The organism is Phytomonospora endophytica (assembly GCF_014202425.1).
GTDB classification, from domain to species: Bacteria; Actinomycetota; Actinomycetes; order Mycobacteriales; family Micromonosporaceae; genus Phytomonospora; species Phytomonospora endophytica.
The window spans coordinates 479,286-491,100 of record NZ_JACHGT010000005.1; the positions used below are offsets into that span (position 1 = coordinate 479,286).

The 11,815-nt window shown below is 71.5% G+C and carries 11 protein-coding genes; 8 read left to right on the forward strand and 3 right to left on the reverse strand.

The window, feature by feature from the left end; all coding sequences use genetic code 11:
* Positions 1-49: 49 nt before the first annotated feature.
* Genes HNR73_RS14130 through HNR73_RS14140 form a run of 3 tightly spaced genes read right to left on the reverse strand, consistent with a single transcriptional unit; the run spans position 50 to position 2,128 of the window.
* On the reverse strand, positions 50-685 hold the full coding sequence (locus tag HNR73_RS14130; protein WP_184787862.1) for a maleylpyruvate isomerase N-terminal domain-containing protein: 636 nt from the start codon (positions 683-685) through the stop codon (positions 50-52).
* 5 nt (positions 686-690) lie between these two features.
* The gene (locus tag HNR73_RS14135) at positions 691-1,398 is read right to left on the reverse strand and encodes an RraA family protein (protein WP_184787863.1); all 708 of its coding nucleotides are present in this window, start codon (positions 1,396-1,398) and stop codon (positions 691-693) included.
* A 55-nt stretch (positions 1,399-1,453) separates the two neighbouring features.
* Positions 1,454-2,128 (reverse strand): isochorismatase family protein, encoded by a 675-nt coding sequence (locus HNR73_RS14140; protein WP_184787864.1) that lies wholly within the window; start codon positions 2,126-2,128, stop codon positions 1,454-1,456.
* A 121-nt stretch (positions 2,129-2,249) separates the two neighbouring features.
* Here HNR73_RS14140 and HNR73_RS14145 point away from each other — a divergent pair, with 121 nt between their 5' ends.
* From HNR73_RS14145 to HNR73_RS14180, 8 genes are all read left to right on the forward strand, one after another.
* On the forward strand, positions 2,250-4,769 hold the full coding sequence (locus tag HNR73_RS14145; protein ID WP_184787865.1) for a tetratricopeptide repeat protein: 2,520 nt from the start codon (positions 2,250-2,252) through the stop codon (positions 4,767-4,769).
* Between the two features lie 100 nt (positions 4,770-4,869).
* Complete coding sequence (locus HNR73_RS14150) at positions 4,870-5,943, forward strand: LacI family DNA-binding transcriptional regulator (RefSeq protein ID WP_184787866.1); 1,074 nt, start codon at positions 4,870-4,872, stop codon at positions 5,941-5,943.
* Positions 5,940-6,167, forward strand: coding sequence for a hypothetical protein (locus tag HNR73_RS14155; RefSeq protein WP_184787867.1), 228 nt, complete (start codon positions 5,940-5,942; stop codon positions 6,165-6,167). The genes HNR73_RS14150 and HNR73_RS14155 overlap by 4 nt, the downstream gene beginning before the upstream one ends.
* Positions 6,164-7,081: a carbohydrate ABC transporter permease gene (locus HNR73_RS14160; RefSeq protein WP_184787868.1), complete on the forward strand. Its 918-nt coding sequence runs from the start codon at positions 6,164-6,166 to the stop codon at positions 7,079-7,081. The genes HNR73_RS14155 and HNR73_RS14160 overlap by 4 nt, the downstream gene beginning before the upstream one ends.
* Positions 7,078-7,914: a carbohydrate ABC transporter permease gene (locus HNR73_RS14165; RefSeq protein WP_184787869.1), complete on the forward strand. Its 837-nt coding sequence runs from the start codon at positions 7,078-7,080 to the stop codon at positions 7,912-7,914. Before HNR73_RS14160 ends, HNR73_RS14165 begins: the two co-directional genes overlap by 4 nt.
* Before the next feature lie 40 nt (positions 7,915-7,954).
* On the forward strand, positions 7,955-9,244 hold the full coding sequence (locus HNR73_RS14170) for an ABC transporter substrate-binding protein (protein WP_184787870.1): 1,290 nt from the start codon (positions 7,955-7,957) through the stop codon (positions 9,242-9,244).
* A 55-nt stretch (positions 9,245-9,299) separates the two neighbouring features.
* Positions 9,300-10,454 carry an ADP-ribosylglycohydrolase family protein gene (locus HNR73_RS14175; protein ID WP_239122221.1) on the forward strand — a complete coding sequence of 385 codons (1,155 nt, stop codon included), beginning with the start codon at positions 9,300-9,302 and terminating at the stop codon, positions 10,452-10,454.
* Positions 10,454-11,815, forward strand: a complete 1,362-nt coding sequence (locus HNR73_RS14180) for an ADP-ribosylglycohydrolase family protein (protein WP_184787871.1) — start codon at positions 10,454-10,456, stop codon at positions 11,813-11,815. Before HNR73_RS14175 ends, HNR73_RS14180 begins: the two co-directional genes overlap by 1 nt.

Genomic DNA, 11,815 nt, shown 5'->3' on the forward strand with positions numbered 1-11,815 from the left:
TCGCGGTGTCTCGCCGGGACCATAGCGTCCATGTATGACAGCGCTTTTCTCAGAACGCGGCGATGCTCTTCGGGGCCCGTTCGGCGCGGCTGAGGGAGCGCATCACCGCGGTTGGTCCGTGCCGCCGTGCGGCGAGGCGGGTGAGGAGCCGCAGCACGATGTCCACACTGGACTCGCTGAGGCGGGGGGTGGGCACGCCGATGCTGACGGCGAGGTCGTCGGAGTGCACGGCGAGTTCCATCATGCGGGTGACGAGCAGGTCTTCGAGGGTCAGCGACCACGGGCCCCACAGGGGGATGCGGACCGGTCGCTCGATGGGTGTCGCGGCGAGGCTCACGGCCAGTCCGATGATGGCCGCGTCGACGGCACCCGCCAGGGCCTTCGGGCCTTCGGCGGCGGTCTCCTCGCCGCTGTCACGGATGCGGACGTTGATGTCGGCGTCGAGGTCGGCGCCGATCCATGCCACGTGCGCGTAGTGGTCGAGCAGCCCGATCGTCGGTTCGGCCGGGACGGGCGCGTCGAGGATCCGGGGAAGCGCGAGGACCTGGTAGGCGAGGTGCCCGGCGAGGCCGCCGACGCTGAACTCGGGCAGCGCGCTCGGCTCCGGCCAGGCGCGGGCGACCGCGGGATGGCGCAGGAAGCGGGCGGCGACGCGTGCGGTGTCGAGGAAGTCGTCACCGATCATGGGTCTCACTCCTCTATCGCTCCGCCGATGGACCGCAGGTGTTCCCGGAAGGTGAGCGCCGGGTTCTTCTCCCGCCGTTCCAGGAAGCGCCCGAAGAGGAGCTGGCCGCGCAGTCCGGCGCCGTCGCGGATCCGGGCGGCCTGCCGGCGTTCGGTGTCGCGGATCTTCTCGGCGAGGTTGAGGAGTTCGCCGACGCGTTCGGCCGGGACGAACAGGGCGCCGTCCTCGTCGGCGAAGGCGAGGTCGCCGGTGTCGACGGTCCATTCGCCGACCTTGGCGGAGGTGAGGGCGTCCTCGGCGCGTTCGGTGGGGGCGAGCGGTCCGGTCGGGATGGCGCCGAGGCTGAAGACGGGCAGGCCGATGGCGGTGACGTCGAGGGTGTCGCGGTGCAGCCCCCAGACGATCACGCCGGCCAGTTCGGCCGCGGCGACCTCGGCGACGATCAGGTCGCCGATGCAGCTCTCGTCGAGGCGGCCGCCGTTGTCGGCGACGAGCACGTCTCCCGGGCGCGATTCCTCAAGGGCCTCCAGGAACACGTCCACGCTGCCGGCGTGCCGGGTGGGCAGGACCCGGCCGGCCGCGCGCATGCCGGGCGCGACCGGTTTCGTGCCGGCGGGGGCGCAGCGGACCGGCACACCGTCTCGGACGCACGCGTCGGCGATGTGGGCGGTGGTCAGTGTCGCGAAGCGGTCGGCGAGCTCGGTGGGCGTCATGCGGGCTCCTTCTCTCCGTGTTGACGGTAGAGGAGCCCGTGCCGCGCGGGAAGCGTCAGCGCGCGGCGGCGATGAGTTCGAGGACCTCGGCGGTGGTGCGGACGTCGCCGAAGGAGCGGTAGACCGTTCGCAGGGTGGCGTTGTGGGCGCGGTCGTCGAGGCCGGCGGTCGCGTCGGCGATCATGATGACGCGGTGGCCGGTTGTCGCGGCGTCGCGGGCGGTGGACTCGCAGCAGACGCTGGTGACGGTTCCGGTGACCACGACGGTGTCGATGCCGCGTGCCTCCAGCTGCGGGGGGAGGTCGCTGAGGCCGGGGAAGAAGGCGCTCGACGCCGACTTCTCGGCCCACACGTCCCCGTCGCGGGAGTCGAGGCCGTGCCAGAGCCGTTCGCGCGGAGTTCCCGTGCCTCCCGAGGCGGCGAACAGCCGCGCGAGCTCGGGACCGTAGAAGCCGGTCTCCCACGCGGTGGGCTCGTGGACCTTCGGCAGCACCCAGGCGACCGTGCCCCCGGCGTCGCGCAGGGCCGTCGCGAGCCCGTTGATCGCCGGGATCGCGCCCTGGCAGTGGCTGGATTCGGCGACGAAGAAGCCGACCATGTCGACCACGACCAGCGCGGTGCGGGCGGGATCGACGGTGCCGTAGGCGAAGCGGCTCCCGCGACGGGACTCCTGCCGTGCGTATTCGCGCTCGTCGATGGACCAGTCGTGGGTGCGGGGGGCGGCGGTCATCGGAGGAGTATGGCAGGCCCACGGGGCCCGGCCGCGTTGACCGTTGGGACGATCCACATGCGACGGACGGTGACTACTGTGGAGCTGCATTTCACGGTGGACCGAAAAGAGCAGCGGCCGGATGGATCCCGTCAGCACCGCCTTGACCACGTGGGTCGCCCGCGGCCTCGCCAAGAAGACGGTGGCCGTGATCGGCGCCCGGATGCGCCGCGATCAGGACGCCCCGGACGTGCGCAAGGCCCTCGCCGTCGCCGTGAAGAGCGGTGTCGCCGCCGCCGTGGCCGACGTCCATCACGACGACCCCGAAGGGGCGCGGCAGGTCGAACTCGCGCTCCTCGAACGCGAGGACGCCCGCCTGCCCCTGGTCGACGGCACCGGCCTCGCGGGTCTCGTCGACGCCGTCCGCGTCTGGATCGCCGAGACCGAGTCCCCGGTCGGCGAGACCGGGCTGCCCGAGGAGATCGACGCCTCCCACCCGCTCGCCGCCGCGCTCTGTGAGGCCGTCCTCCACCGGATCCGCCGGGAGGCCACCCGCGGGGAGCGGATCCTCGCTCCATTGTGGATGGACTTCAAACTCACCTGCCTCCAGCAGCCAACGGCCCGCAGACCCGAACGGCTCCGCGACTACTGGCACCCCGGCACCCCCGGCACCCGCTTCGTCGGCCGCCGCGACGAACTGACCCGCCTCGCCGACGCGCTCACCCCCGGCGAACGCGGTGGCCGGGTCCAGGTCGTCGGCGGCGTCGGCGGGATCGGGAAGACCGCGCTCGCCGTCGCCTACGCCCAGAAGCACGCCTCCCGCTACCGCGACGGCGCCATCTTCTACGACTTCCAGTCCTACGCCGTCGGCCGCGCCCCCGACTCGGCCGACCAGGCCCTGGTCAAGATCCTGCCGACGATCCGCGACGACCTGTCCAGCGCCGGTGTCGAGCAGCTCAGCGCGGTGGGGCGGATGAGCGCCTGGCAGGAGAGCACCGCCGACCGCGAACTGCTGATGGTGTGGGACAACGTCCGTTCCCTGGCGCAGATCGAACCGCTGCTGCTGTGGCAGAGCGGTTGCGCGACCATCCTGACCACCCGCCACGACATCGACGTCGACGGCGCCGACCCCCTGCGGCTGCGGTCGCTGGAGCGCGAGGCCGCCCGCGACCTGTTCACCGGCATCGCCGGAGACGGCCACGACGAGGACCTGGTCCGGCGGCTGCTCGAAGCCGACCTGGACGTGCCGATCCTGATCAAGGCCCACGCCAAGCAGATCCGCGCCGGACGCCGGGGACTCGGCGAGATCGTCGCCGAACTCAGCGGCGTCGAACCCGTCGGGCACCGGCGCACCCAGCAGGCCTTCTTCGACCGCCTCGACGGCTCCTACCTGCACCTTGGTGCCGATCAGCGCTACGCCTTCCGTTTCCTGGGCGCCCATCCGGGCCGCTTCGCCACCGGCGAGGTGGCCGCGGCGATCCTCGGCTGCGAGCTCGACGAGGCCGTCGACCTGATGGAGGACCTGGTCGACGTCGGTCTCGCCCGGCGGCACCACCGGCCGGCCGCCGATCCCCGCCCGCCGGCGTACACCGCCCACGACATCCTGCGCGCCTACGCCGCCCACCAGGCCAGGTCCGAAGGCGAGCTCACCCCGATCCGGGATGAGCTGTCGGCCTACTACCGGCAGCGGCTCGACGAGCCGAACGGCGGAGACCGCCGCTGGGTGGAGACCGAGCTGGACAACATCGGCGACACCGCGCTCGCCGGCCGCACCGGCGCGCACGCCGAGCTGGCCTCGCGGGTGGGGGAGAGGTTCTTCGCCTTCGGCCGCTTCACCGACGCCGCGACGGTCTTCGGGCGCGCCGCCGAGGTGTACCTCGACGGGGGAGACGACGCCCGGCACGCCCATGCCCTGCTCGGGCTCGGTGAGGTGGCCAGGCTCCAGGGCGAGTGGGACCGTTCGCTGGAACTCTGCCGCCGGGCGGTGGTCATCTTCGAGCGCCGCGATGACGTCGGGGGTCTCATCAAGGCCTCGGTCGGGCTGGGGCACGTCTCGCGACTCAAAGGCGAACTGGAGGACGGGGCCAGGTACTTCGAGCAGGCCGCCGAGCAGGCCGGTGCGGCCGGGGACACCCCGGTGCAGGCCAGGGCGCTGGTCGGGCTGGGTCATGTCCTGCGACTTCAGCGCCGCCACCCGGAGGCGCTGGAGCGTTTCGCGGCGGCCGCCGAGCTCGGCGACCCGCTCCAGCGGGCCAACGCGCTGCGTGGGATCGGTGACGTCCACAGGGCTCTGGGCGCGCCGTCCGAGGCGGAGTCGCGCTACGCCGAGGCGGCCGCGACCTACGCCGAACTCGGCGACCGTAACGGCGAGGCCAACGCCCACCTCGGCCGGGGCGCGGTGGCGGTGCTGGAGGAGCGCTGGCCGGAGGCCGAGGCGGCCTACCGGACCGCGGAGGAGATCTTCACGGAGCTGGGCAACCGTTTCGGGCTGGGCACAGCCCTGCGTGGGCAGGGGACCGCGGCGGCCGGTGCGGCGGATTCGGTCCGGGCCCGGCGGCTGCTCGGCGAGGCCCTCGCCATCTACTCGGTCCTGCGCAGCCCCGCCGCCACCGGCGTGGCGGGCCAGCTGCGGGAACTCGACGCGCGTGAGAACACCGCCTGAGCCCCGTCTGCACATTTCTCGAACTCGAACCGTTCCACCCCTTGACGAGCTCCTGAGCCCGGGCAAGACTGTGCGGAAACGTTTACAGTCGCGAAACAAGATGAGGTGTGGTGTGAGCCGGAAACGTTTACAGCGCACTGATGGTGGCGGGCCCCCGACCGTCCGTACGGTAGCCGCCATGGCCGGAGTGTCGATCGCCTCGGCGTCACGTGTCCTCAATGGACACGGCGCCAGCGTCGAGACCGAACGCCGGGTGCGCGAGGCCGCGGCCTCCGTGGGGTACGTCCCGAACGCCGTCGCCCGCTCCCTGCAGGCGCAACGGACCGACATGCTGGCACTCGCGGTGGAGGACATCGGAAATCCCGTGTACGTGGCGATGATGCGCGCGATCGAAGAGGTCGCCGCCGGTGCGGGCTACCGGCTCCAGGTGCACGCCACCGGAGCCGACGTGGCCGGTGAGGTCGAGCTCCTCGACGGCCTCGCCCGCCGCTATGTCGACGGACTGGTGATCAGCCCGATCCGCATCACCGACGCGCACCTCGCCGCCCTCGCCCGCGTCCCGACGCCCGTCGTCGTGGTCGGTTCACTGCCCGACGACATGCCCACCACCAAACCGATCGACAACGTCCGCGCCGACTCCCACACCGGCGTCGGCCTGGCCATCGACCACCTCGTCGCCGGCGGACGCCGCCGCATCGGCTTCGTCAACGGACCCCTCGACACCGTCCCCGGCGCGGCCCGCCAGGCCGGCTACCTCGACGCGCTCGACGCCGCCGGACTGCCCTTCGACCCCGAACTCGTCGAACCCGCCGACTTCCACTACGCCGCCGGGCGCGCCGCCACCCGGCGCCTGCTGGACCGCGCCGAACCCGACGCGATCCTGTGCGCCAACGACCTCATCGCCGTCGGCGCGCTGCACGCCCTCCTCGCCGCCGGCAAACGCGTCGGCGAGGAGGTCGCGCTCGTCGGCATGGACGACACCGACCTCGCCGAGATGTCCTTCCCGCAACTGTCGAGCGTGTCGCTCGGCTCGGCCGAACGCGGACGGCTGGCAGCCGAACTGCTCCTCGCCCGGCTCGCCGAGCCGGGACGGCCGGCGCAGCGCGTCACCGTCGCCCCCACGCTCGTCGTCCGCGCCTCCAGCGACACCGCGGCGAAACAGGAGAACCCATGAGCTTCGTCGTCGAAGAAGGACCCGACCGGGCCCTCACCTGCGCCTGCCACGCCCTCGGCGGCAACGCCTGCCTGCACGCGGCGGCCCCTCCCGGGGACGCCGTCCCCGTCCGCGTCCTCACCGGGCAGCGACCGTCGCGGGGATGGGCCGGCACCCGCCGGCCCCGCGGCGGCGGACCGACCGCACTGTTTCACGCCCCTCCGATGGATCAGGCCCCGCAATGACAACGCTCAACGAAGAGCTGCCACTGGCGCGCAAGAAGCGCCTGTCCCATAACAGGTACGCGTACTTCCTCGTCCTCCCCGCCCTCGCGCCGGTGCTCATCCTGTCGGTCGTGCCGCTGCTCAACGGCATCTACCTCGGCTTCACCGACGCCCGCGCCGGACTCAACCAGACCACCCACTTCACCGGGATCGAGAACTACACCGAACTGCTGTCCAACGACCTGTTCTGGGCCTCGTTCAAGATCGGCCTGATCTGGGCCTTCAGCGTCACGATCCTGCAGTTCCTGGCCGCCCTCGGCCTCGCCCTGCTGCTCAACCTGAACCTGCGCCTCCAGTGGCTGACCCGCACCCTCGCGCTGGTGCCCTGGGCGATGCCGCCGGTGATCGTCGGCATCATGTGGCAACTCGTCTACCACCCCGACGCCGGCCTGGTCAACGAGGCGCTCTACCGCGTCGGCATGGGCGACCTGGCCACGAACTGGCTCGGCGACTTCAGCACCGCCCTGCCCGCGGTCATCGTCGTCGGCGTGTGGGCCGGGATGCCGCAGACGACCGTCGTGCTCCTCGCCGGACTCCAGGGCGTGCCCGCCGAACTCAACGAGGCCGCCGCCGTCGACGGCGCGAGCACCTGGCGCCGCTTCTGGAGCATCACGCTCCCGCAACTGCGGCCGGTGATCGTGGCGATCACCTCGCTGGACTTCATCTGGAACTTCAACTCCTTCGGCCTGGTCTACGTCCTGACCACCGGCGGGCCCGGCGGCAAGACGATGCTGCCGATGCTCTTCGCCTACGAGGAGGCCTTCAAGTTCGGCCACTTCGGGACCGCCGCGGCGATGGGCAACGTCATGGTCCTGATCATCGTCGTCCTCCTGTTCTTCTACCTGCGCCGCCGGATGCGGGAGGTCAACGCATGAACCGCTCCAAACCGCTCACCCGCGCCCTGCAGTACCTCGCGCTCCTCGGGTACATCGCCTTCCTCGCCTTCCCCCTGCTGTGGATGCTCTCCACGTCGTTCAAGACCCCGCAGGAGGTCGTCGAACTCCACCCGAGCCTCATTCCCCGCGAACCGACCCTCGACAACTACACCAGCGCCTTCGAACAGCAGCACCTGGCGCGCGCGGCCTGGAACAGCCTCCAGGTCTCCGTCGGTTCGGCGGTCCTCACCGTCGTCATCGCGCTCCCGGCCGCCTACGCCCTCGCCCGGGTCCGCAGCAGGATCAACACCCTGGCGACCGCGTGGATCCTGCTGTCCCAGCTGTTCCCGTTCATCCTGCTGGTCATCCCGCTGTTCATCATCCTCAAGGGCGCGAGCCTGACCAACAGCCTCTTCGGGCTGATCCTGGTCTACGTCACCTGGTCGCTGCCCTTCGCGCTGTGGATGCTCCAGGGCTTCGTCCGCGGCATCCCCCGCGAACTGGAGGAGGCCGCGGCGATGGACGGCGCGTCGAGATTCCAGACCCTCTGGCGGATCGTCGCCCCGCTGCTCGCCCCCGGCGTCGTCGCGGTGACCCTGTTCGCCTTCATCAGCTCCTGGAACGAGTTCTTCTTCGCCCTGGTGCTCCTCAAACGACCCGAACTGGCCACGCTTCCGCTGGAACTCGCCAAGTTCGTCGGCATCGAGGGGATCGCGCGGCTCGGGCCACTGGCCGCCGGATCGCTCATGGCGACCGTACCCAGCCTGATCTTCTTCGCGTTCCTGCAACGCCGGCTCACCTCCGGCGGCCTCGCCGGCGCCGTCAAAGGCTGACCCCCCACCACCCCCAGAGATACACACCAAGGAGTTCGCAATGAAGCGCCTCACCCCCCGCAAAGTCGCGGCGGTGGCCCTGGCCGCCACCATGGCGGTCGGTTCGCTGACCGCCTGCGGCAGCGGCGACGACTCGGCCGACGGCCCGGTCAAGCTGCGCTTTCTGAGCCTGGCCTGGCAGGAAGCCTCCGTCGCGGCCAACCAGAAGCTCGTCAACGACTGGAACGCCGCCCACAGCGACATCCAGATCGAGTACGTACAGGGCTCCTGGGACTCGGTGCACGACCAGCTGCTCACCTCCTTCGAAGGCGGCGACGCGCCCGACATCATCCACTACGAGGCCGCCCTCTCCGGGCAGTTCGCGCAGATGGGGTACCTCGCCGACCTCAAGGACATCGTCCCCGCCGACCTGAAGGGTGAGATCGGCCAGAACGTCTGGGACACCGTCACCACCCCCGACGGCGCCGTCTTCGGCGTGCCGTTCCTGCTGGAGTCGCAGGTCGTCATCGCCAACAAGAAGCTCCTCGACGAGGCCTCGATCCCCGTCCCCACCGCCGACGCGCCGTGGACCTGGGACGAGTTCGCCGTCAACGCCAAGAAGCTCACCAAGGGCGACACCTTCGGGACCGCCTGGCCGCTCAAGCAGCCCGTCAACCGCGTGCTGAACCTCGGCCTCAACTACGACGGCAAGTACTTCCAGAACACCGACGGCAAGAACTCCGTCGTCTTCGGCCCCGCCGAGCAGGAAGTCCCGCGCCGCATCCACGACATGGTCTACACCGACAAGTCGGCCGCCCCCGACGCCCTCGGCATGGGCGGCACCGACCCCCTGCCCGGCTTCTTCGGCGGCAAGTACGCCATGCTCCCCGGCTCGATCTACCTGCGCCAGCAGATGGTCGAGCAGGCCCCCGAAGGCTTCGAGTGGGTCACCCTCCCGCCGCTGAAGGGCCTGAGCCAGAACCAGTCGGCCAACCCGCAGACCCTGTCCATCTCCGAGGCCTCGGAGCACAAGGACGAGGCCATGCAGTTCATGGCGAACTTCCTGTCCCCGGCCAACCAGGCCGAACTCGCCAAGGGCGACTGGCTGATCCCGACCGGCAAGACCGCCGGTGAGCAGCTCGTCGCCTCCACCGAGGGCAAGGACGGCTGGGACGTCGCCGTCGCCAGCGCGAACTCGCTGGTCCTGGCCCCCTTCCAGACCGTCCCGGAGTTCTCCGAGTGGAAGTCGAAGATCGCCACCCCGGCCTTCCAGGAGTACTTCGCCGACACCATCACCCTCGACGAACTCGGCAAGAGACTCGTCGACGGCGGCGCGGACATCATCAAATGACCGTGCCGACTCGTTCCGTGAGCCAGCCCAACGTCCCCTTTGGAGGGAACGCATCGTGACCAGTGCCGCATTGGTGGACAGGTCGACCGGCTGCCTCGTCGGCGCCGCCGTGGGCGATGCCCTCGGCGGCGCCACCGAAGGCGCCCTCCCCGAACAGATCAAGGCCCGCTTCGGCGGATGGGTCGACGGCGTCGTCGGCCCCTTCCACGAGGACTGGAGGACGGCGAGGCCCACCGCGCCGTACCACAAGGGCGACGGTCACATCACCGACGACACCTTGATGACGCACGCCCTGATCCGCGTGTACGCCGTCCGCCGGGACCACCTCGACGCCTTCGACATCGCCGACCACCTGGTCCCCGACCTCATCGGCCACCGCGTCTACATCCCCGACATGGAGCGCGAGGCCGTCACCCTGCACCGGCTCGCCCTCGCCGAGCGGCACCTCGTCGCGCGCCTGTTCCACGCCCACGCCGACCCGCGTGAGGCCGGCGTCGGCAACATCGTCAACTGCGGTGCGGCGATGTACATGGCGCCGGTCGGGATCGTCAACGCCGGCAACCCCGCCGGGGCCTACGCCGAGGCGATCGAGATCTCCGGCACGCACCAGGCCAGTTACGGCCGCGAGGCCGCCGGCGTCTTCGCCGCCGCGGTCGCCGAGGCCATGACACCCGGCGCGGACCCGGCGTCCGTCGTGGAGGCGGCCCTGTCGGTCGCCAAGGACGGCACCCGGGCCGCCATCGAAGCGGTCCGCGACGCCGTCGCCGGCAAGACCGACTGCCTGGAGTCCATCGGCGACCTGCGACGGGCGATCGCGCCCTTCGACACCGTCGGCGAGGAGTACCGCAACCCTGGTCTGGGTGCCCGCCGCCCGAGCCGCCTGCACACCATCGAGGAGCTCCCGGCCGCGCTCGGGATGCTGCTCATCGCCGACGGCGACTTCGCCAAGGCCGTTCTCGGTTCGGTGAACTACGGCCGCGACGCCGACTCGACCGCCACCATGGCCGGTGCCCTCGCCGGTGCCCTCAACGGCTCCAAGGCCGTCCCGACCGACTGGTCGGACAAGGTCGCCGAGGCCAGCCGCGTCGACCTGGTCGCACCGGCCGTCGCGCTCGCGGAGGTCGCCACCGAGATCTTCGCCGCCGACGAAAGCCGCTGGCGGACGCGCGCCGGGCGCTTCGCCGCGCTGGCCGAGGCCGCGGGGGACTAGTGCGCATCACCTGGATCCAGCCAGAGGACCTGGTTCCCCACGCGCTGGCCACCGCCCGTCTCGACGGGCACGGTGCCAGCGCCGACGCCGTCGAGCGTCGCTGGACCGCGGCCGGGGGCGCCGCGGTCCCGCCGCCCAAGGGCGCCTCGCCGGTGGAGGCCGCACCCGAGCTGCGGGCGCTGGCCGCTGTCCTGCTCGCCGAGCTGGACGCCGTGCAGGCGGCGGACCGGCCCGGCGAGCCGTCGGGCCTCGACGAGATCGCCGCCGGGTGGTCCTTCGGCGAGTCGTCCGGGCGGCCGGCGGGCACGACCCTCGACCGGCTGCACGGCGCCTGGCTGGGCCGTGCCGTCGGCTGCGTGCTCGGCAAGCCCGTCGAAGGGCTGCCGCGTGAGGGGATCGAGGAGATCCTGCGGGCCACGGACTCGTGGCCGCTGTCGGGCTACTTCACCGCCGTGGGACTGCCCTCGGACGTGGCCGCGCGGCGGCCGTGGAACCGGCGCAGCAAGGCCACCAGCCTCGCCGAGAACATCGACGGGATGCCCGAGGACGACGACCTCAACTACCCGTTGATGGCCCTGCTCCTGCTGGAGGAGAAGGGCGGCGCGATCACCCCGGAGGCGGTGGCGCAGTCCTGGCTGGACCTGCTTCCGGCCGGGCGGACCTTCACCGCCGAGCGGGTGGCCTACCGCAACCTGCTGTCGGGTCTCGTTCCGCCGGCGACCGCGACGACGGGAAACCCCTTCGCGGAATGGATCGGCGCGCAGATCCGCACCGACGTGTACGGGTGGGCGCATCCGGGCGACCCGGCGACGGCGGCGTCCCTGGCCTACCGGGACGCGGTCGTCAGCCACGTCCGCAACGGCGTCTACGGCGCGATGTTCGCCGCCGCGATGGGCGCGGCGGCGGTGGCATCGTCCACTGTGGACGACGTGCTCGACGCCGGGATCGGCGTGCTGCCACCGGAGTCGCGCATCGCCGTCGCGGTTCGTGAGGCCCGGGAGCTGGCGTCGTCGGAGGCGGACTGGGCGAAGGTCCTCGACGTGCTCCACGAACGGCACGGGCACCTGCACTGGGTCCACGTCGTGAACAACGCCGCACTGGTCACGGCCGCGCTGGTGCACGGGCGCGGGGACTTCGAGGCGACGATCTGCGCCACGGTGACCGGTGGCTGGGACACCGACTCCAACGGCGCCACGGTCGGCGGGATCCTGGGCGCGCTGCTCGGGGCCGAAGCCCTGCCGGAGCGCTGGACGGCGCCCTTGCGCAACCGTCTGGCCACCTCCATCCCGGGCCTCGACGGCATCGGCTTCGACGTCCTCGCCGAGCGGACTCTCGCGCTGGTGCCGGGCAAGGCAGAGTGA

Bases quoted from the DNA above. Each gene is read 5' to 3' on its own strand.
- HNR73_RS14130 (WP_184787862.1), bottom strand. From the start codon at position 685: ATGATCGGTGACGACTTCCTCGACACCGCACGCGTCGCCGCCCGCTTC.
- HNR73_RS14135 (WP_184787863.1), bottom strand. From the start codon at position 1,398: ATGACGCCCACCGAGCTCGCCGACCGCTTCGCGACACTGACCACCGCC.
- HNR73_RS14140 (WP_184787864.1), bottom strand. From the start codon at position 2,128: ATGACCGCCGCCCCCCGCACCCACGACTGGTCCATCGACGAGCGCGAA.
- HNR73_RS14145 (WP_184787865.1), top strand. From the start codon at position 2,250: ATGGATCCCGTCAGCACCGCCTTGACCACGTGGGTCGCCCGCGGCCTC.
- HNR73_RS14150 (WP_184787866.1), top strand. From the start codon at position 4,870: ATGAGGTGTGGTGTGAGCCGGAAACGTTTACAGCGCACTGATGGTGGC.
- HNR73_RS14155 (WP_184787867.1), top strand. From the start codon at position 5,940: ATGAGCTTCGTCGTCGAAGAAGGACCCGACCGGGCCCTCACCTGCGCC.
- HNR73_RS14160 (WP_184787868.1), top strand. From the start codon at position 6,164: ATGACAACGCTCAACGAAGAGCTGCCACTGGCGCGCAAGAAGCGCCTG.
- HNR73_RS14165 (WP_184787869.1), top strand. From the start codon at position 7,078: ATGAACCGCTCCAAACCGCTCACCCGCGCCCTGCAGTACCTCGCGCTC.
- HNR73_RS14170 (WP_184787870.1), top strand. From the start codon at position 7,955: ATGAAGCGCCTCACCCCCCGCAAAGTCGCGGCGGTGGCCCTGGCCGCC.